The sequence below is a fragment of the Agrobacterium cavarae genome, from assembly GCF_004310285.1.
In the GTDB taxonomy this organism is placed as follows: Bacteria; Pseudomonadota; Alphaproteobacteria; order Rhizobiales; family Rhizobiaceae; genus Agrobacterium; species Agrobacterium cavarae.
Genome location: NZ_SISF01000034.1, coordinates 176,302 through 195,812 on the forward strand (window position 1 = coordinate 176,302; position 19,511 = coordinate 195,812).

The following is a 19,511-nucleotide window of genomic DNA, read 5'->3' on the forward strand; positions in this document are numbered from 1 at the left end:
CGGCTGTTCAGACGAGTGCGACGGCGATCTCGGCTGCGAGGCGGGCATTGTTGCGCACCAGCGAGATATTGGTGTCGAGGCTGCGGCCTTCGGTGATCTCGAAAATCTTTGCCAGTAGATAGGGCGTGACCGCCTTGCCAGTGATGTTGTCTTCTTCGGCTGCGGAAAGCGCGCGCTCGATGTAGATCTCCATCTCGTCACGGCCGATTTCGTCTTCTTCCGGCACCGGGTTAGCGATCAGCATGCCGCCTTCGAGGCCGAACTGTTCGCGGGTTGTCTGGAAGTTTGCGATCGCTGCCGGGCTGTTGAGCGTCAGCGGGCTTTTGAGGCCCGACGCGCGCGACCAGAAGGCCGGGAATTCTTGCGAGCCATAGGTGACGACCGGAACGCCGTTGGTTTCCAGAACCTCAAGCGTCTTCGGCACATCGAGGATCGCCTTTGCGCCTGCGCAGACGACGATGACGCCGGTGCGTGCAAGCTCGGTCAGGTCGGCCGAGATGTCGAAGCTTTCTTCCGCTCCGCGATGTACGCCCCCGATTCCGCCGGTCGCGAAGACCTTGATCCCGGCATGTTCAGCCGCAATCATGGTGGCGGCAACCGTGGTTGCACCTGTCCGACGCTCGGCAATCGCGAAAGCGATGTCGGCGCGTGAGACCTTCATGGCATCCTTGGTTTGTGCCAGGGCTTCCAACTGATCCTTTTCGAGACCGATATGCAGCGTGCCGTGGATGACGGCAATGGTGGCCGGAACCGCGCCGTTGTCACGGATCAGTTTCTCCACGCCTTCAGCCATGCGGATATTGCCCGGATAGGGCATGCCGTGGGTGATGATCGTGGATTCAAGCGCAACGATCGGCGCGCCGCGCTGCTTGGCGGCGGCAACTTCTTCCGAATAGACGATCGGCAGGAGCGGGGAGGTGGTCTTGGTCATGGTCTCTTCCAGTTTAATTAAGCGATCTCTTCACACCATTTCAGCCTGCGGCACAAGCGCCAGTGCGGCGGCAAGTGTCTCCGCATTCAATTCGCTGGCCGTTGCAAAAGGAGACTGGACGGTAATGGCAGCCGCGGCGGCACCATGGCGCAAGGCTTCGGTGATGGGTTTGCCGCTGGCAATGGCGGACAGGTAGCCGGATGCCATGGCATCCCCCGCACCGGTCACATCTTTCACATCCTCGATCAGCGGTGGTGTCAGCACCGCAGTAGCGTTCTGGTCGAAAGCGACAACGCGTTTGGCGCCACTGGTGATGACGCCGCCGCGTAGGCCGGCCTCTCTCAGCAAAGTCGGCCATTGTCTCGCCTCGGTGACATTCTGGCCTGTCAGCGCGCGCGCTTCCGCCTCGTTCATGAACAGCATGTCGATCTCGGCCAATGCGGGCCTCATACGCACGACTTTGGCTGGCGAAATGGCAATGGCCGCGAGACGCTTTTCGCAGGCGCGCGCTGCCATTCCGATCGCGCTTAGCGTATCTTCAGGCAGGTTGGCATCGCAGAGAATGATGTCGGTGGTCTTGATCGCTTCGCGCACGGCGCGGGCTTTGAGGCGACGCGGCGTGAAGAGCTTGTAGAGATCCATATCGGCAATGGCGATGACCAGATTGCCGTCGCGCTCCAGGATTGCCGTGTAACTCGGGGTGCTGCGGTCTAGGAAGGTGAAAGGCGTATCTTCGACCCCTGCATCCCGCGCTGCTGCGGCAACAGTCGCACCATTGCCATCACCGCCACGCGGTGCGATGAGCCTCACCTGGAATCCCAGCCGGGAAAGGTTACGGGCCGCATTGAAACCGCCGCCGCCGGCTTCCTCCATCCAGGAACCGGGATTGCTTGCCCCTTGCACCGTTTCCGTCTCGATCATGCCGCGCCGGTCAATATGCGCGCCGCCCAGAACGAGTATTTTCTTCACGCTGGCCAATCCTTCTTCACGCGACAAACTGCCAAATCCGATTCGGTGTTTTTCAGCTCTTTCCAACTGACCCTTTGGCCGTGGAAAATCCTTCAACAAAGAAAAACAAAAGCAGAACGAACGGCTTATCGTTATTTGTTTTCAACGGGCTGATGCGCTGTTGTGGAATGAGAACAAAAAGAGTACATACAGTCTACACACTGCTTCGTTGCCTGTGCGGCTTCAATAACCTAAAGGTGGTTCAGATGGCACAAAATTCTTTGCGTCTTGTAGAGGACAATTCGGTGGATAAAAGCAAGGCACTGGAAGCGGCGCTCTCCCAGATCGAACGTTCGTTCGGCAAGGGATCGATCATGAAGCTCGGTTCCAATGAAAACGTCATCGAGGTCGAGACCGTTTCGACGGGATCTCTCAGCCTTGATATTGCGCTCGGCATCGGCGGTCTGCCGAAGGGGCGTATCGTTGAAATTTACGGGCCGGAAAGCTCCGGTAAAACGACCCTGGCACTGCAGACGATTGCAGAAGCCCAGAAGAAGGGCGGCATCTGCGCCTTCGTGGACGCCGAGCACGCGCTCGATCCGATCTATGCCCGCAAGCTTGGCGTCGATCTTCACAACCTTCTGATTTCGCAGCCCGACACGGGCGAGCAGGCGCTTGAAATTACCGATACGCTGGTGCGCTCCGGTGCCGTGGACGTGCTGGTGGTCGACTCCGTTGCTGCTCTGACGCCACGTGCTGAAATCGAAGGTGAGATGGGCGACAGCCTGCCGGGTCTCCAGGCCCGTCTGATGAGCCAGGCGCTGCGCAAGCTGACCGCATCCATTTCCAAGTCGAAGACCATGGTGATCTTCATCAACCAGATCCGCATGAAGATCGGTGTGATGTTCGGTTCGCCGGAAACGACGACGGGCGGCAACGCGCTGAAGTTCTACGCCTCGGTTCGTCTCGACATCCGCCGTATCGGCTCGGTCAAGGAGCGTGAAGAGGTTGTTGGTAACCAGACGCGCGTCAAGGTCGTCAAGAACAAGATGGCGCCTCCCTTCAAGCAGGTCGAATTCGACATCATGTATGGCGAAGGCGTTTCCAAGACTGGCGAACTTGTGGATCTCGGCGTGAAGGCCGGCATCGTCGAGAAGTCTGGCGCCTGGTTCTCCTATAACAGCCAGAGGCTGGGGCAGGGGCGTGAGAACGCCAAGTCGTTCCTGCGCGACAATCCCGCTGTCGCCAACGAAATCGAAATGGCCCTCCGTCAAAATGCCGGCTTGATCGCTGACCGATTCCTTGAGAACGGCGGACCTGAAGCCGATGCGGATGGTGTAGAACCGGACGCATGATTAAACGCTGCCGGGCTTTCTCCGGCATCGTTGCCCATCGTTGATTGATCCAAGGTCGTGCGATCCCGTCGCGCGGCCTTTGTCATTTTGCTGCCTCATTCTGGCAGAGCCCGGCGCTCTTTGGCTGGACAGGCCGGGTGGCGGACGATAAAAGCCTGTGACTTTTTTATTATCGCTGCGTGAGCGTGGCAATGAAGGACTTCGTATGAGCGGTGTGAATGAAATCCGGTCGACTTTCCTCGACTACTTCAAGAAGAACGGCCATGAAATTGTGCCATCCAGCCCGCTGGTGCCGCGCAACGACCCGACCCTGATGTTCACCAATGCGGGTATGGTCCAGTTCAAGAACGTCTTCACCGGTCTTGAGAGCCGTCCTTATTCGAAGGCCGCTTCGTCGCAAAAGTGCGTTCGCGCGGGTGGCAAGCATAACGACCTCGACAATGTCGGTTACACCGCGCGCCACCACACCTTCTTCGAAATGCTCGGCAACTTTTCTTTCGGTGACTATTTCAAGGAAGAGGCGATCACGCACGCCTGGAACCTGATCACCAAGGAATTCGGCATCGACAAGAACCGTCTTCTGGTGACGGTCTATCATACCGATGACGAAGCTTTCGACCTTTGGAAGAAGATTGCCGGTTTTTCCGACGATCGCATCATCCGCATTCCGACGAGCGATAACTTCTGGGCCATGGGCGACACCGGTCCTTGCGGTCCTTGCTCGGAAATCTTCTACGACCACGGCGATCATATCTGGGGCGGACCTCCTGGCTCTGCCGATGAGGATGGTGACCGGTTCATCGAAATCTGGAACCTCGTCTTCATGCAGTATGAGCAGGTGACGAAGGAAGAGCGCATCAACCTGCCGCGTCCATCCATCGACACGGGCATGGGCCTTGAGCGCATCTCAGCTCTGCTGCAGGGCAAGCATGATAATTACGATACCGACCTTTTCCGCGCGCTGATCTCGGCCTCCGTCGAAGCGACCGGCGTTCCGGCTGAAGGCGAGAAGCGCGCAAGCCACCGCGTGATTGCCGATCACCTGCGTTCTTCGGCATTCCTGATCGCCGATGGTGTTCTGCCGTCGAATGAGGGCCGTGGTTACGTTCTGCGCCGCATCATGCGTCGCGCCATGCGTCATGCCGAGCTTCTGGGCTCCAAGGAACCGCTGATCTGGAAGCTTCTGCCGACGCTTGTCCAGCAGATGGGCCGCGCCTATCCGGAACTCGTGCGCGCCGAGGCGTTGATCTCCGAGACGCTGAAGCTTGAAGAAACCCGCTTCCGTAAGACGCTGGAGCGTGGTCTCTCGCTTCTGTCCGACGCCACGTCCGACCTTTCCAAGGGCGGCATGCTGGACGGCGAGACCGCCTTCAAGCTTTACGATACCTATGGCTTCCCGCTCGATCTGACGCAGGACGCACTGCGCGCCCGCGAAATCGGCGTGGACATTGCCGGCTTTACCGATGCCATGGAGCGCCAGAAGGCGGAAGCCCGCTCGCACTGGGCCGGTTCCGGCGACAAGGCAACCGAGACCGTCTGGTTCGAGCTGAAGGAAAAGTTCGGCGCGACCGAGTTCCTTGGCTACGACACTGAGACTGCCGAGGGCGTGGTCCAGGCGATCGTCAAGGATGGCAAGTCGGTCGACGCTGCAGCCGAAGGCGAGACTGTCCAGATCGTCGTCAACCAGACGCCGTTCTACGGAGAGTCCGGCGGTCAGATGGGCGACACCGGTGTCATCTCCTCCGACAATGGCAGCGTCACGGTCACCGATACGCAGAAGAAGGGCGAGGGTCTCTTCGTCCATATCGGCAAGGTCGCCAAGGGCGGCGTGAAGCTCGGCGACGCCGTTCAATTGACAGTCGATCATGATCGCCGATCGCGCCTGCGTGCCAACCACTCCGCAACCCACCTGCTGCACGAAGCGCTTCGCGAGGTTCTCGGAACCCATGTGGCGCAGAAGGGCTCGCTTGTGGCACCGGAACGTCTGCGCTTCGACGTGTCGCATCCAAAGCCGATGACGGCGGACGAGTTGAAGATCGTTGAGGACATGGCGAATGAGATCATTCTCCAGAACTCGCCGGTCGTCACGCGCTTGATGAGCGTGGATGATGCGATTGCAGAAGGCGCGATGGCGCTATTTGGCGAAAAATATGGCGATGAAGTGCGCGTCGTCTCCATGGGCACCGGTATCCATGGCGCCAAGGCTAACCGGCCTTATTCAGTCGAACTTTGTGGCGGTACGCATGTCTCCGCTACGGGACAGATCGGCCTCGTGCGTATCCTTGGCGAAAGTGCCGTTGGTGCGGGCGTGCGCCGCGTCGAAGCGGTCACGGGACCGGGTGCGCTTGCCTATCTTGCAGAGCAGGATGACCGCGTGAAAACACTTGCCTCGTCGCTTCGCGTGCAGCCAGGCGATGTTATCTCGCGCGTCGAGGGTCTGCTGGATGAGCGCAAGAAGCTCGAGCGCGAACTGGCTGACGCTCGCCGCAAGCTCGCCATGGGCGGCGGTTCGGCGGAAGGCTCGGCCAGCGATACGAGAGAGGTCGGTGGCGTGAAGTTCATGGCAAAGGCCATGTCCGGCATCGATGCCAAGGATCTGAAGGGTCTCGCAGACGATGCCAAGACCAATCTGGGCTCTGGCGTGGTGCTGCTGATTGCCGTATCCGAGGATGGAAAGGCCAGTGCCGTTGCAGCGGTCACCGAAGACCTGACATCGCGTTTTAGCGCCGTCGATCTGGTGCGTACGGCGTCGGCTGCTCTCGGCGGCAAGGGTGGCGGTGGACGTCCAGACATGGCGCAGGCTGGTGGCCCCGATGGATCGAAGGCTGATGAAGCCATCGAGGCAGTTGCAGCGTCGCTCGCGAGCTGATCTCGTTCAAGGTCGTGGGAAAGCAGCTGAGCTGCCCTGCGTTTGATTGCTGACATTCAAGGGCCGGAACTTCGAAGACGAGGTTCCGGCCCTTTCTATTCCAGTCATCGGTTCACGACCCTATAATGACAGCGTGATGGCGTACTGGTAGCTTTCGAGTGATTATGTCGTCGTGCGTTTGTGGTGGAGGGCAGGATGAGACGTCGACGTGTTTTGTTTCGCCCTCACGGGCCGCTCCAGAGCGTCGGACCGATCGAACCGCATTCGCGTTGCAGTCCGATGATCGCGCGCTGGGTGACGACGCAGGGGAACTGGGCGTATCGATGACGGTTCGATGTCTTGGCAGCTGACCGGCTACCCGCATGATGCTGTCTTCTCCAACCTGACCCTCCCTCGCGGGAGGGTTTCTTTTTGGCTTGGAGCGCCGTGCGTCCTACTGGAGGCACCAAGGACGCTCTGTCTTCTTTGATCTAGGCATCGTGCTTTAGGAACCGGTGCGATCCCATCCGCATTGTGTTCATAACAAAGGAGACGACCATGGAAAATTATGCAGAACTTCGGGAGCAGATCGCGCAGGATCTCGATACGCTCAGCCGCACCGAAAGCCCGAAATCCATTTTTGAAATTGCCGATGATTATCTGCTGGGAAATCCGTCGCTGAAACGCGAACTGGTCGAGGATATCATCAAGGAAGAAGCGGATAAAAGAAACATCCCAATCCATTGAACGGATCGCCGATCGTTCACACGGAGCTTCAGGGAATTCGCTTAGATAATTGAAGACAAAGAAAAACCCGCCGAAGCGGGTTTTTCTTTTGGTGCGGTCGAGAAGACTCGAACTTCCACGGGTTGCCCCACAGCGACCTCAACGCTGCGCGTCTACCAATTCCGCCACGACCGCATCGTGGTAGGGTCGACTTGCGCCGACGGGGGTGCATGTAGCAAAAGGATTTTGGGTGCACAAGAGCGCCGTGACAGTTTTTTGAAATTAAAAACAGGCCTTTGCCTTCCTATATGGAAGAAGCCCGCAAACGCTGGGCTTGCAGCCTCTATTTCATTCTGCCAGAAGGCTGTGGAAAGGACATTTTCATGCTCACACGCACCGATCTCACCTCCACGATGTACCCGAGCGCCGGTTCTCCTGCGGTACGCTGGCGAATCTCTGACGGGCTGGTGCCCTACGAGCAGGCGATCGAGGAGATGGAGCGTGAGGTCTCAGCCATCGCTGCGGGCGAAGCGGACGAGCTTGTATGGCTCCTGGAGCATCCGCCGCTTTACACGGCGGGCACGAGTGCAGATTCGTCGGACCTGATCGAGCCGGACCGCTTTCCCGTCTTCGCAACCGGACGGGGCGGGGAGTACACCTATCATGGCCCAGGCCAGCGGGTGGTCTATGTGATGCTCGATCTCAAGCGCAGACGCCAGGATGTGCGCGCCTATGTGGCTGCACTGGAGGAGGTCATCATCCGCACGCTCGACAAGATGAACGTCAAGGGAGAGCGGCGTGAAGATCGGGTCGGTGTTTGGGTTCGCCGGCCGGAAAAGCCGCTTCTGCCGGATGGCTCCATGTCCGAGGACAAGATTGCGGCGCTCGGGATTCGCCTGCGCAAGTGGGTGAGCTTTCATGGCCTGTCGATCAATGTCGATCCCGACCTGACCCACTTCGGCGGCATCGTTCCCTGCGGCATCACCCAATACGGCGTCACCAGCCTCGTCGATCTCGGCCTGCTGGTGATGATCAACGATGTCGATGTCTTCCTACGGGAGGCCTTCGAGGAGGTCTTTGGCGATACCGCGAACGAGGGCGCAGGGGCGGCGTCCTAATTCGGTTTTGCTACACCCATTCTGTTTCCGAGAACCAACTTCTTATCATGTCGGATAACAGACAATCGTCTAGCCTTCGCCGGGTTTCAGCTGTCTGTGCCTGTCTTTCCAATAGTTACGTCAGATAGGCCGAAAGGGTCATGAATGGCCGTTCTTGGCAAAGGGAGGGGTCGCTCGATGATGCGCAAGCGGCCCGTCGCAAGGATCTGGTCAAGTGACGCCGGCCGGCCGAGAAGGTAGCCCTGTGCTTCCCCGCATCCTTCTGATTCCAAAAGCGAAAGCTGTTCCCTTGTTTCCACCCCTTCCGCCAAAACCGGGATTTTAAGGCCCTTGCCGAGAGCCAATACGGTGCGGATGATGGTCAGTGCTTCCTGACTGCTGTGGCTTTCGTCGATAAAGGAGCGGTCGAGCTTGATCTTGCTGAAAGGGAAAGACCGCAGCGTATCTATCGAAGAATAGCCAATGCCGAAGTCGTCCAGCGCAATGGAGACTCCATAGGATTTGATTTGGCGAAGCATGTGAAAGGCACGCTCGCGATCCTTCAGGATGGCGGTCTCGGTAAGTTCGAGCTCCAGTCGATGCGGGGGAAGACCCGTTTCGAGAAGGATGCTCATGACGAGCTTGGGCAGATCGCCCGCTGCAAACTGAACGGCAGAGAGGTTGACGGCAACCTTGCAGGCTGGCTCCCAGGAGGCAGCAGCTGCGCATGCGGTGCGCAGCACCCACTCGCCAAGTTGCAAAATGAGCCCGTTTTCCTCCGCCAGCGGAATAAAATCTGAGGGCGGGATGAAACCGCGTTCCGGATGGTGCCACCGCAGCAGCGCTTCGTAGCCCGTGATCTCGCCAGTCGAAACGGAGGTCTGTACCTGGTAGTGGATCGAGAGTTCATCGCGGGAGAGTGCTTTGCGCAAATCAGCCGCCATGCAACGCCTTGCTTTGACGGCCTTGTCCATGCCCGCCTCATAGAAGCAGACACGCTTTTCGGTGAGTTGCGACTTTGCCCGATACATGGCGAGGTCCGCATTACTGACAAGCGTTTCCTTGTTAGTTGCGTCGTCGGGGTAGAGGGCGACACCGAAGCTTGCGCCAGCGACAATTTGGGCTTCGTCGATATTGATCGGAGTGAACATCACCGTTTCGAGACGTTTCAGAAACCGGTTTATGCCGACCATTTCATCGTCCTGAATACGGAATAGAGCGGCGAACTCGTCTCCGCCAACACGGGCAACGAACTCGCCCTTGTCTTCCCGAACCAAATGCTTGAGCCGCAGACCAAGGTCGGTCAAGACGTCGTCGCCGACATGGTGGCCACGGGTGTCGTTGATCTCCTTGAACCGGTTGAGATCGATGCCGATCATCGCTAGCCGGATCTTTTGCGCATCGGCGAGCGCGAGTTCTTTCTCCAGCCTCTCGTTGAAGTTGGCGCGATTGGGAAGGCCGGTTAGCGCGTCGTATAACGCCATTTGACGAAGATGCGCCATGGTCTCGGCGCGTGTGCCATTGTCGATGAGGTAGCTTACCAGACCGCAGGCAACGATGACGAAAGCCATGCCGGAAATGGCGATGGCCAGAGTCCAGAGAGAATCCGGATTGGAGAAGGATCCGTCGACATACATCGGTTCGACCTTGAACGCCGTCATCCCTGTGAAGTGCAAGACGGCGATTGCAAGCGTTAGGACCACGGCCATGACGTTGCTGCCTTTACGCATGCCAAAATGCAGCGCAGCCGATGAAAGACCCACGGAAAAAACGATCGAAGCGATAAGGTAAGTCCTGTCCCAGGATACGATCCCTTGAACGCGGTAGGCCATCATACCGGTATAGTGCATTGTGGAAATGGCGAGACCGACGATTGCGCCGCCCGAGGCGGGCATGATGGGATGACGGTTGCTGACTGCCACGGCAAAACCGATCGCATTGCCGAACAGGACGACCAGAAGCGAAACAACCGTCAACGACAAATCGAAGCCGATGGGCACGCCTGCGTCATAGCCAAGCATGGCGACGAAATGTGTGCACCAGATCGCCACGCCTGCAGAAAGCGCAGTCATGGCCTGCCAGCCGATGCGCTGCTTCCCGGTCGCGGTCGTCGTTTTACTGAAAAGCCGGGATGTCACCCACGAACCGGTGCCGCAGAGTAGCACTGCCACAAGCACGAGCCAGATGTTGTGTTCGTAGACGATGCATCCCAGCACAGTCATCATTACAGTCGCCCCTTTTAGGAAGGCACCGCATTAGAGCAAACGCAGCAGCCGTTTACTGCGTTCGCAGGCCGGGTGGATGGCAATGTGATGGTTTACTACACAACGAGTTAATAATTTATATGGGCTACAACAAAATTCTACAACATTCACAATGGCTTAGATCAATCCTAGGTAGGTTTTGGGGGTCGTCTGACGCATCTTTTGATAGAATGAGATGCGCCAAAGGCCGTGCGACGTCAGGCTGTCTGCATTTTCTTTATGATGGAATCGTCGATCTCCTGAGCGCGCAGGAAAGCCGGGCGCTGACCGAGGCGACCGAGATAATCGGCAAAGGCTTGGCGCTTCTCGATCGAACCGAATTGCAGACCCCATCCAATATGCGAGCCCACATAGACGTCGGCGGCGGTGAAGCTGTCGCCAGCAATAAAAGCGTTCTGCGTCACGGCGTATTCGAGGGTGTCCATCAGGTCTTCAAAGCGTCCGCATCCGGCCATGCGATACTTGTCTTCCGGAATCACCAGACCCATTGCGCGGTTGCTGACGCCCATTTCCAGGGGGCCGGCCGCAAAGAAGAGCCAGCGATAGTAAAGGCCACGATGGTTGGTGGGAGGGGCAAGACCCCTCTCTGGGAAGGCGTCGGCCAGATAGGCGCAGATGGCTGCGCATTCCGTCACGACGACGTCGCCGTGTTTGATCGCGGGCACCTTGCCCATGGGATTGATCGCCTTGTACTCGCCAGCCTTCATGTCGCTGTCGAAGCCGATGATTCTGGTGTCGTAAGATCCGCCCACTTCCTCCAGCATCCAGCGGATGATGCGTCCGCGTGACATGGGATGGGTGTAGAATGTCAGATCGCTCATGTCTCTCTCCCTTGTTGAGCAGAGTTTGCTCCGGCAGCATGACCTAATCAAGACATCGATTGGGGGCAAAAGAAAACCCGGCGCGAAGGCCGGGTTTTCGAAGGTCTCTAAAGGGTAGATGCCGATCAGGCAGCCATGGCCTTCTTGAGGTTTTCGTCGATCTTGTCGAGGAAGGCGGTGGTGGAGAGCCAAGGCTGATCCGGACCGATGAGGAGCGCGAGGTCCTTGGTCATGTAGCCGGCTTCGACGGTGTCGACGCAGACGGTTTCCAGCGTCGTGGCGAACTTTGCCAGTTCAGCATTGTCGTCCAGCTTGGCGCGGTGGGCGAGGCCACGGGTCCAAGCGAAGATCGATGCGATGGAGTTGGTCGAGGTTTCCTGACCCTTCTGGTGCTGGCGGTAGTGGCGCGTCACTGTGCCGTGCGCCGCTTCTGCTTCGACCGTGCGGCCATCCGGAGACAGGAGAACCGAGGTCATCAGGCCGAGCGAGCCGAAACCCTGTGCCACGGTATCCGACTGAACGTCGCCGTCGTAGTTCTTGCAGGCCCAGATGTAGCCGCCGGACCACTTCAGCGCAGATGCGACCATGTCGTCGATCAGGCGGTGCTCATAGGTGATGCCTGCTTCGTCGAACTGCGCCTTGAATTCGCTCTGGTAGACTTCTTCGAAGATGTCCTTGAAGCGACCGTCATAGGCCTTCAGGATGGTGTTCTTCGTGGACAGGTAAACCGGCCACTTGCGCATCAGGCCGTAGTTCATCGATGCACGGGCGAATTCGCGGATGGAATCGTCGAGGTTGTACATCGCAAGAGCCACGCCGGCGCTCGGAGCGTCAAACACATCCTTCTCGATGACCTGGCCATCTTCGCCGACGAACTTGATCGTCAGCTTGCCCTTGCCGGGGAACTTGAAGTCGGTTGCCTTGTACTGGTCGCCGAAAGCGTGACGGCCAACAACGATCGGCTGGGTCCAGCCTGGAACCAGGCGCGGAACGTTCTTGCAGATGATCGGCTCGCGGAAGATGACGCCGCCCAGAATGTTGCGGATCGTGCCGTTCGGGCTCTTCCACATCTGCTTGAGGTTGAATTCTTCCACGCGGGCTTCGTCCGGTGTGATGGTCGCGCACTTGATGCCGACGCCATGCTTCTTGATGGCGTGTGCCGCATCAACGGTTACCTGGTCGTTGGTAGCGTCGCGGTTTTCAACGGAAAGGTCGTAATATTCGATATCGAGATCGAGGTATGGCAGGATCAGCTTGTCCTTGATGAGCTGCCAGATGATACGGGTCATTTCGTCGCCGTCGAGATCGACGACCGGATTGGCTACCTTGATCTTTGTCATGAATTCCTCACCTTCGAGAACGGTTGCGCCCAATCGAGCGCCATAAGGGTCAATATCCCGTGGCGCTATAGCATTGCGAGCGGCAGAGGCAAAGCCATCGGTCAGCTTTTTTGGCCTTTCTAAAAGCCTTGTTACCGGATTGCCAAAACACATTCGCGGATTAGATTCAGGCGAATCGCTTACGTTGGGTAAGCTGAAGTTTCAGGACGTCATCATGCAGAAAGTTCTGCTCGCCATTGCCGCATTATTCGTTTCCTCCAGCGCCTTTGCCGCCGATCCCACCGAGCCGGTGAAGAAGGTCATGGATATTACGGTGAAGAACTGGTCCGGCGAGGCCGATGACTGGAAGTATATTTTCGACGAAGATCTGCTGACGACGCTGTTCAGCAAGGCGTTCATCGCCCAATATCGCGAAGCCTCGAAGAAGCCCGCCTATGAGGCAGCGGCAGGCGAGAAGGGCGACCCCTTCGGTTATGACGTGGTCACCAATTCGCAGGATGGCTGCCCGCTGCAGGACGTTAACATCTCGGCAGCGCCGCCCAAGGACGGCGTGAGCGATGTCACCGTCAAGTTCAAGCTCTGGGCCTGCATGGATGAGGCCGAAATGAAGGCGACCGTCGATCAGGTCAATTTCGATGTGATCGAAGAAGACGGCAAGCCGGTCATCAATGACATTCATCGTGTTGGCGATGAGGGCCGCGATTCCGTGCAGCAAGAGATGGCAAACATCATCAAGGGCGAATAAGCCGCGCGTAACACACGCCTTGCCTTTGATTTGCGCGGAAAACTGTGCCAGTGAAGCCTAAAAATTGGAAGGCGACTATGGCAGGTACAAACAGCGATCTCGAACTCATTGCCGAAGGCCCGGCGATCATTCTGGTCGAGCCTCAGCTTGGCGAAAATATCGGCATGGTGGCACGCGCCATGGCGAATTTCGGGCTGGCCGAGCTGCGTCTGGTCAATCCGCGCGATGGCTGGCCGAGCGAGAAAGCACGCGCGGCCGCCTCGAAGGCCGATCATGTGATCGATGCCACCAAGGTCTACGAAACGCTGGAGGATGCGGTTCGCGATCTGAACTTCGTCTATGCGACGACGGCACGCGAGCGTTACGGCTTCAAGCCGGTGCGCGCGCCTGTCACTGCGACCGAAACCCTGCGCGCCAAGTTCAAGGCAGGCGAAAGGACCGGCATCATGTTCGGTCGCGAGCGCTGGGGCCTGACGAACGAGGAAGTGGCGCTGGCCGACGAGATCGTGACGTTCCCCGTCAACCCGGCCTTCGCATCGCTCAACATCGCACAGGCTGTGCTGTTGATGTCTTATGAGTGGATGAAATCCGGCATGGAGGACCTTGCCGAGACTGCGTTCCAGTCGGTGCAGCAACGGCCTTCCACCAAGGAACAGGTTTTCGGCCTGTTCGACCAGATCGAAGAGGCGCTGGATGCGCGCGGATATTTCCACCCGGCTGAAAAAAAGCCCAAAATGGTCGACAATCTGCGCGCTGTTCTGTCACGACGGGGATTTACGGAGCAGGAGATCAGCGTGTTTCGCGGCGTGATCAAGTCGCTGGACGCGTTTCCGCGCCGCTGGCCGAAACGGACAGAGAAAAGCGCCGAAGGCGAGGGGACACCGACGAATGGCTCTGGCGACAACGACTGATCTTCCCGTCTCAAAGCCGGTTCTCGTCTTCGATTCCGGCATCGGCGGGTTGACGGTCTTGCGCGAGGCGCGGGTTTTGATGCCCGAGCGTGGCTTCATCTATGTCGCAGACGATGCGGGTTTCCCTTATGGCGGATGGGAAGAGGATGGGTTGCGCCAGCGCATACTGTCGCTGTTTGCCCAATTGCTCGACACCTATCAGCCGGAAATCTGCATCATTGCCTGCAATACGGCTTTCACGCTTGCCGGTGCAGACCTGCGGGCCGCCTTTCCCGACATGACCTTCGTCGGAACGGTGCCCGCCATCAAGCCCGCGGCAGAACGCACCCGTTCCGGCCTCGTGTCTGTGCTGGCGACGCCTGGCACGGTGAAGCGCGCCTATACGCGTGACCTCATCCAGTCTTTCGCCTCGCAGTGTCACGTGCGCCTGGTCGGTTCGGAAAATCTGGCACGCATGGCGGAAAGCTGGATCAGAGGAGAGAGCGTCTCGGATGATGCCGTGCTGGCCGAAATTTCGCCGTGCTTCAATGAGGATCAGGGCCGGCGCACCGACATCGTGGTGCTTGCCTGTACGCATTATCCGTTCATGGCGAATGTGTTCCGCAGGCTTGCCCCCTGGCCGGTAGACTGGCTGGATCCGGCAGAAGCGATTGCCCGGCAGGCACGCCGCAAGGTCGAGGTGCTACAGGGTGCCGAGCATCCTGAGGGCTTCGATTTCGCCATCTTCACCTCAGGTCAGCCGGATTTTACCACGAGAAGACTGATGCAGGGCTTTGGTTTGAAGATCGAGCAATACTGAGCGCCGAGCTCAGGAAGTAGGACGCGTCGATCAAAGACGATAACGCGTCCTTTGTGCGCCCGGTTAAACGCACGGTGTTCTAAGTCCATTGTGACATTTTTGCACTGATGAAAGCTCATTGATACAATTCGAGATTGAACCTCTTGCAGGCGAATCGAAGATGTGTCAAAAAAATCGGGCTCGCAACTCAAGAACAGGAGGCGTTAGATGACTACATTTAAGCATTTTTGCCTCTCTGGTATGGTTATGTCCGTAGCTCCGCCGATGTCCGGAATGATGCTTCGCGCATACCGACGTGGAATCGCTATCTAAGCTTTTCCCTGCCTTTGCAGGCTTTTTCACTATACATCACGGTGTGTCGATAGTCTTTTGACCTCGCAGTCTGTTGCTGCGCAGAACGTTTCCGCACGCCTTTTTTCCTTCACAAGAGGACCTGGTTGCTATCTTGCGCCGGGACGGATGACCTATGTCTAAACAACAATCTTTGAGTGTAAGTGATCTTTCCAGAACCGTCGAAGAATTGGTTCGCCGTTTTGGTGCCTGGGCCACGCTGAAGGCGGCAGTTCTGGGTGCAATGAAGCATCGGCAGACGAGAAACCATGCCACGCATCTTAGCGATCGGCTTCGGCGGGATGCCGGCCTTCCGGTGCGCGAACCGATGCCTGGCCAGCCGCTGGTGCCGCCCTGGTTCCCTCGGTTCTAAAGCATGGTCCACGCAAAAGTGGGCAGCGGTTTTGCGATAACGACTTGCGAGAAAACAAAGAGCGAAAGCGCAATAAGCGAATCCCAAAGATTGCGACACGCTTTCGAGACCAAGCGCATCCACCGCTGCGCCATGCCTTATCGGTCTGCCGCAGCGGTTTTATTCCTGTTGAGGCTGTGCCCCTTTCAAGGCAGGATTTTTCAGGTCGATGCGGCTTGTCTCTTCCGGCAGAAACTGCGGGCCGACGATGCGCACCTTACTGTTCTTCGGATCGTATTCCCTTTTGGGGACGGGGGATGCCTTGGCCTCGACCTGCGGTGCGGGTTCGGGCGACGCTGGTGTGGGATTTTCCGTCTTCGGGGCAGGGATCCGGGTGATGCCGGAATAGGACTGATCAGGAGAGGATTGTGGCGCTCTCGCTTGCTCTTCCTGCTTCCTCATCTCTTGATGATAGGCCGCCATGTTGCAGGAACATGATGGTGAGCGTGTCGAGGGTGAGCCGTTGCGATAGGCAAAAGCCGTTGGCATCGACTTGTAAGGCTGACCGGTCTTGGCTGAGACCATATCGGAACTCTCTTGTCCGACCATGGAATGGTAGAAGAGTTCCGTCTCGGTGCCAGGGCACATCCGCTCGCACTGGGCAGCTTGAGCACTGAAATCCATCGGCGTCGCGTTGGAGGATATGGGGAAGAAGGCTCCGTCGCAGGTGCGCACGCAAAGCGTCCTCAAGCCGCCCTCGGCCGGCATATCTGGTGTCGGGCCGTAATTGCCAATGTCCCTTTGATTGTCATTGAAGGGGTCGGTGTAGCCACGGGGCTGGGCATCCAAGCCTGGGTCCGTCGATGCGTAATCGGGTGGCCGACGGTCGAGGCAGCCCTCCGCATCCAGCGCTGCCATGATCCGATCCCACCGGTCGGCGGCTTCGGTGCGACGGCTCGCAAGCATACGATTGCGGTCTTCAGCGATCATGTCCCGTTCGGCTTCCGCTTGCGCCAGGGCATCCGCGATATCACCGCAGATTTGCGCATTTGGATTTCCATAGACAATCACACTACCGGATGAGCAGCCGTAGCTCCTTAGATCGTTCTTGATGCGGCGGATCACGAGGTTCTGCTGTGCCAGCGCATTGGCAAATTGCCGAACCTGCGCTGTGGTACCGATAACCTGGGTGGACTCTGCCGGTTGTCTCAGTTGTGCTTCGAGCGTTTCGCAGATGTCCTGCGCCTGCACGGCAACGGGTGCGACGAGGAGGGCGGCCAACAGGGAACCGATGAGACGGTTGCGGCGCGGCGCCGGGCGCCCATTCGTTTTCTGCAGGCCCGTCAGCATTCAGTCCGCATCCCTTTCAACATCAATCACCAACGCTCGCGGCAGGATTAAGTTCAGGATAGCATAGGGCTGTGCCGCAATGCGGCAACAGCAGCTTCAAAATTGCGTTAATTCGAAGTGACGCAATAACGTCAGGCCTGAAGCGTGTCGCGATCGTTCAGATTCGCTCCTTACGCCGTAGGTCCTTGTTTCGACGCATGTTGTCATCGCAAAACCGCTGCACAATTTTGCTTGAACCATGCTTGAAACCCAGGCCATCACATCGAAGGGTGCGATGCCTGGACGGCGGCAAGCGCTGCCATGTTGACCACGCCACGCGAGGTGACGGTGGGCGACAGGATATGTGCGGGCAGGGCCGTGCCAAGCAGGATCGGCCCGACATGCAGACCTTCCGTCATGGTGCGCACGACGCCAAGCGAAATATTGGCCGAGTCCAGGTTCGGGAAGACCAAGAGGTTCGCCTCACCGGACAAGGCGCTGTTGGGCATGGCGCGCTTGCGCAACATTTCCGAGAGCGCCGAACCACCCTGCATTTCGCCGTCGATTTCCAAATGAGGCGCCCTGTCGCGAACGAGTTGAAGCGCTGCGCGCATCTTTCGGGCACTGACGGAATCACGCGAACCGAAGTTCGAATGGCTGGCAAGCGCGATCTTCGGGGTGATGCCGAAGCGCTTGATTTCCTTTGCGGCCAGGATCGCCATTTCTGCGACGTCTTCCGAGCTCGGATCGTAATTGACGAAGGTATCGGTCATGAAGAGCGCGCCACGCTGGGTGATCAGCAGGCTGAGGCCGCCGAACGATTGAACGCCCTCGCGCTTGCCGATGATCTGGTTGACATCGCGCAGGTGACGGTCAAACCGGCCTTCCAGACCGCAGATCAGGGCATCGGCCTCACCGCGCTTGACGGAGAGAGCGCCGATGACGGTGGTGTTGGTACGAACGATCGTGCGTGCCGCTTCCGGGTTGATGCCGGCACGGCCGACCAGCGCGAAGTAGTCATCGACATAGTCGCGGTAGCGTGGATCGTCTTCCGGGTTGACCACGGCGAAATCCGTATTCGGGCGAATGCGCAGGCCGAAGCGCTTCAGGCGCGTTTCGATGATCTGCGGACGACCGATCAGGATCGGGATGCCGGTGCCTTCTTCCAAAAGCACCTGAGCGGCGCGCAGCACGCGCTCATCTTCGCCTTCGGCAAAGATGATACGCTTCTTTTCCGCGCTCTTGGCACTGTTGAAGATCGGCTTCATGATGAAGCCGGAACGCCAGACGAAGCGGTTCAACTGATCGAGATAGGCATCGAAATCGGTGATGGGTCGCGATGCGACGCCACTTGCGGCGGCAGCGCGCGCGACGGCGGGGGCGATGCGCAGGATAAGGCGTGGATCGAAAGGCGAGGGGATCAGGTAGTTCGGGCCAAAGACCGGCGTCTCTTCGCTATAGGCCTTGGCAGCGACTTCGGAGACTTCCTCGCGGGCCAGTTCGGCAATCGCGCGGACCGCCGCCATCTTCATCTCTTCATTGATGCTGGTTGCGCCGCAATCGAGCGCGCCGCGGAAGATGTAAGGGAAGCAGAGAACGTTGTTGACCTGGTTCGGGAAGTCCGAGCGACCGGTGCAGATCATTGCATCCGGGCGTGCAGCGCGTGCTTCTTCTGGCATGATTTCAGGCTTGGGGTTCGCCAGTGCCAGGATCAATGGCTTTTCTGCCATCTTTGCCAGAAGCTCGGGCTTCAGAACGCCTGCGGCCGAGAGACCGAGGAACACGTCTGCGCCCTCAATGGATTCGGCGAGCACGCGCTTGTCGGTCTTCTGCGCGTAGATTTCCTTCCATTCGTCCATTAACGTGTTGCGGCCGTCATAGACGAGGCCTTCAATGTCGTGGACCCAGAGGTTTTCGCGCTTGGCGCCCATCTCCACCAGCAGGTTGAGGCAGGCGAGAGCCGCTGCACCGGCACCTGATGCGACGATCTTGACGTCCGACAAGGCCTTGCCGGCGAGTTCCAACGCGTTGGTGACGGCTGCCGCGACGATGATTGCTGTTCCGTGCTGATCGTCGTGGAAGACCGGGATGTTCATCTTGGCGCGCAGCTGGCGCTCGACTTCGAAACATTCGGGCGCCTTGATGTCTTCGAGATTGATGCCGCCGAAGGTGGGCTCAAGTGCCGAGATGGTGGAGACCATATCGTTGATGCCGGGCGCGTCGATTTCGATATCGAAGACGTCGATATTGGCAAATTTCTTGAAGAGGACGGCCTTGCCTTCCATCACGGGCTTCGACGCAAGCGGGCCGATATTGCCGAGACCGAGAACGGCGGTGCCGTTTGAAATCACCGCCACAAGGTTGGCGCGTGCAGTATATTGCGCCGCTGTTTCCGGATTTTCATGAATGGCAAGGCAGGGGGCGGCGACGCCCGGTGAATAGGCGAGCGCCAGATCGCGCTGGTTGCCGAGCGGCTTGGACGCCTGGATCTCAAGTTTACCCGGGCGAGGATAGCGATGGTAGAAGAGCGCCTGCTCATCCAGATCCGCATTGCTGCTCTTGTCTTGCGTCGTGCCCTTGTCCTGAGAACTCATCTTTTTCACCGCTTTATTTCAATTGTCACGAAGGTCTTTGCATACAGCAAACAGTTCGACCGTACAGCCGTTTATTTGGCGGGTGGCATGCAAAAGCGAGAAAGGCGATATTCGCAAAAAG

Annotated in this window: 14 protein-coding genes and 1 tRNA gene; 7 read left to right on the top strand and 8 right to left on the bottom strand. The window is 58.2% G+C overall.

The genetic code is table 11. The annotated features are described in order from the left end of the window. Nucleotides 1-7: 7 nt before the first annotated feature. Nucleotides 8-931, bottom strand: a complete 924-nt coding sequence (locus EYC79_RS21745) for a pseudouridine-5'-phosphate glycosidase (protein WP_062598498.1) — start codon at nucleotides 929-931, stop codon at nucleotides 8-10. 30 nt (nucleotides 932-961) lie between these two features. Then, entirely contained in the window at nucleotides 962-1,900 is a 939-nt protein-coding gene (locus tag EYC79_RS21750) for a carbohydrate kinase family protein (protein WP_130979479.1), read from the bottom strand. A gap of 245 nt (nucleotides 1,901-2,145) precedes the next feature. Here EYC79_RS21750 and recA point away from each other — a divergent pair, with 245 nt between their 5' ends. The 3 genes from recA (at nucleotide 2,146) to EYC79_RS21765 (ending at nucleotide 6,829) form a co-directional block, all read left to right on the top strand. Next, entirely contained in the window at nucleotides 2,146-3,234 is a 1,089-nt protein-coding gene (recA, locus tag EYC79_RS21755; RefSeq protein WP_062440813.1) for a recombinase RecA, read from the top strand. Nucleotides 3,235-3,439: 205 nt separating this feature from the next. Beyond that, nucleotides 3,440-6,103 carry an alanine--tRNA ligase gene (gene alaS, locus EYC79_RS21760; RefSeq protein WP_130979480.1) on the top strand — a complete coding sequence of 888 codons (2,664 nt, stop codon included), beginning with the start codon at nucleotides 3,440-3,442 and terminating at the stop codon, nucleotides 6,101-6,103. A gap of 537 nt (nucleotides 6,104-6,640) precedes the next feature. Beyond that, nucleotides 6,641-6,829 carry a hypothetical protein gene (locus tag EYC79_RS21765; protein WP_062427484.1) on the top strand — a complete coding sequence of 63 codons (189 nt, stop codon included), beginning with the start codon at nucleotides 6,641-6,643 and terminating at the stop codon, nucleotides 6,827-6,829. 89 nt (nucleotides 6,830-6,918) lie between these two features. On the opposite strand, the gene EYC79_RS21770 is transcribed toward EYC79_RS21765, so the two are convergent. Then, nucleotides 6,919-7,003: transfer RNA gene (locus EYC79_RS21770), tRNA-Leu, on the bottom strand. A gap of 188 nt (nucleotides 7,004-7,191) precedes the next feature. On the opposite strand from EYC79_RS21770, the gene lipB reads away from it, so the two are divergent. Further along, on the top strand, nucleotides 7,192-7,926 hold the full coding sequence (gene lipB, locus EYC79_RS21775; RefSeq protein WP_130979481.1) for a lipoyl(octanoyl) transferase LipB: 735 nt from the start codon (nucleotides 7,192-7,194) through the stop codon (nucleotides 7,924-7,926). A gap of 86 nt (nucleotides 7,927-8,012) precedes the next feature. On the opposite strand, the gene EYC79_RS21780 is transcribed toward lipB, so the two are convergent. The 3 genes from EYC79_RS21780 to EYC79_RS21790 all read right to left on the bottom strand — a co-directional run bounded on the left by EYC79_RS21780 (nucleotide 8,013) and on the right by EYC79_RS21790 (nucleotide 12,330). Next, complete coding sequence (locus EYC79_RS21780) at nucleotides 8,013-10,130, bottom strand: bifunctional diguanylate cyclase/phosphodiesterase (RefSeq protein ID WP_130979482.1); 2,118 nt, start codon at nucleotides 10,128-10,130, stop codon at nucleotides 8,013-8,015. Between the two features lie 236 nt (nucleotides 10,131-10,366). Next, a complete protein-coding gene (locus EYC79_RS21785) occupies nucleotides 10,367-10,990 on the bottom strand; it encodes a glutathione S-transferase family protein (protein WP_130979483.1) in 624 nt (207 codons plus the stop codon). Between the two features lie 125 nt (nucleotides 10,991-11,115). After that, the gene (locus EYC79_RS21790) at nucleotides 11,116-12,330 is read right to left on the bottom strand and encodes an NADP-dependent isocitrate dehydrogenase (RefSeq protein WP_062427554.1); all 1,215 of its coding nucleotides are present in this window, start codon (nucleotides 12,328-12,330) and stop codon (nucleotides 11,116-11,118) included. Nucleotides 12,331-12,544: 214 nt separating this feature from the next. On the opposite strand from EYC79_RS21790, the gene EYC79_RS21795 reads away from it, so the two are divergent. The 3 genes from EYC79_RS21795 (at nucleotide 12,545) to murI (ending at nucleotide 14,785) form a co-directional block, all read left to right on the top strand. Further along, nucleotides 12,545-13,075, top strand: a complete 531-nt coding sequence (locus EYC79_RS21795) for a hypothetical protein (protein WP_165457097.1) — start codon at nucleotides 12,545-12,547, stop codon at nucleotides 13,073-13,075. Between the two features lie 77 nt (nucleotides 13,076-13,152). Then, entirely contained in the window at nucleotides 13,153-13,986 is an 834-nt protein-coding gene (locus EYC79_RS21800; RefSeq protein WP_062427472.1) for an RNA methyltransferase, read from the top strand. Continuing rightward, nucleotides 13,964-14,785: a glutamate racemase gene (murI, locus tag EYC79_RS21805; RefSeq protein ID WP_130979484.1), complete on the top strand. Its 822-nt coding sequence runs from the start codon at nucleotides 13,964-13,966 to the stop codon at nucleotides 14,783-14,785. The genes EYC79_RS21800 and murI overlap by 23 nt, the downstream gene beginning before the upstream one ends. 862 nt (nucleotides 14,786-15,647) lie before the next feature. On the opposite strand, the gene EYC79_RS21815 is transcribed toward murI, so the two are convergent. Together EYC79_RS21815 and EYC79_RS21820 are read right to left on the bottom strand one after the other, a co-directional pair. Then, nucleotides 15,648-16,817, bottom strand: coding sequence for a DUF2865 domain-containing protein (locus tag EYC79_RS21815; RefSeq protein ID WP_130979485.1), 1,170 nt, complete (start codon nucleotides 16,815-16,817; stop codon nucleotides 15,648-15,650). 257 nt (nucleotides 16,818-17,074) lie between these two features. Further along, nucleotides 17,075-19,390, bottom strand: coding sequence for an NADP-dependent malic enzyme (locus EYC79_RS21820; protein ID WP_130979486.1), 2,316 nt, complete (start codon nucleotides 19,388-19,390; stop codon nucleotides 17,075-17,077). Between the last annotated feature and the right edge of the window lie 121 nt (nucleotides 19,391-19,511).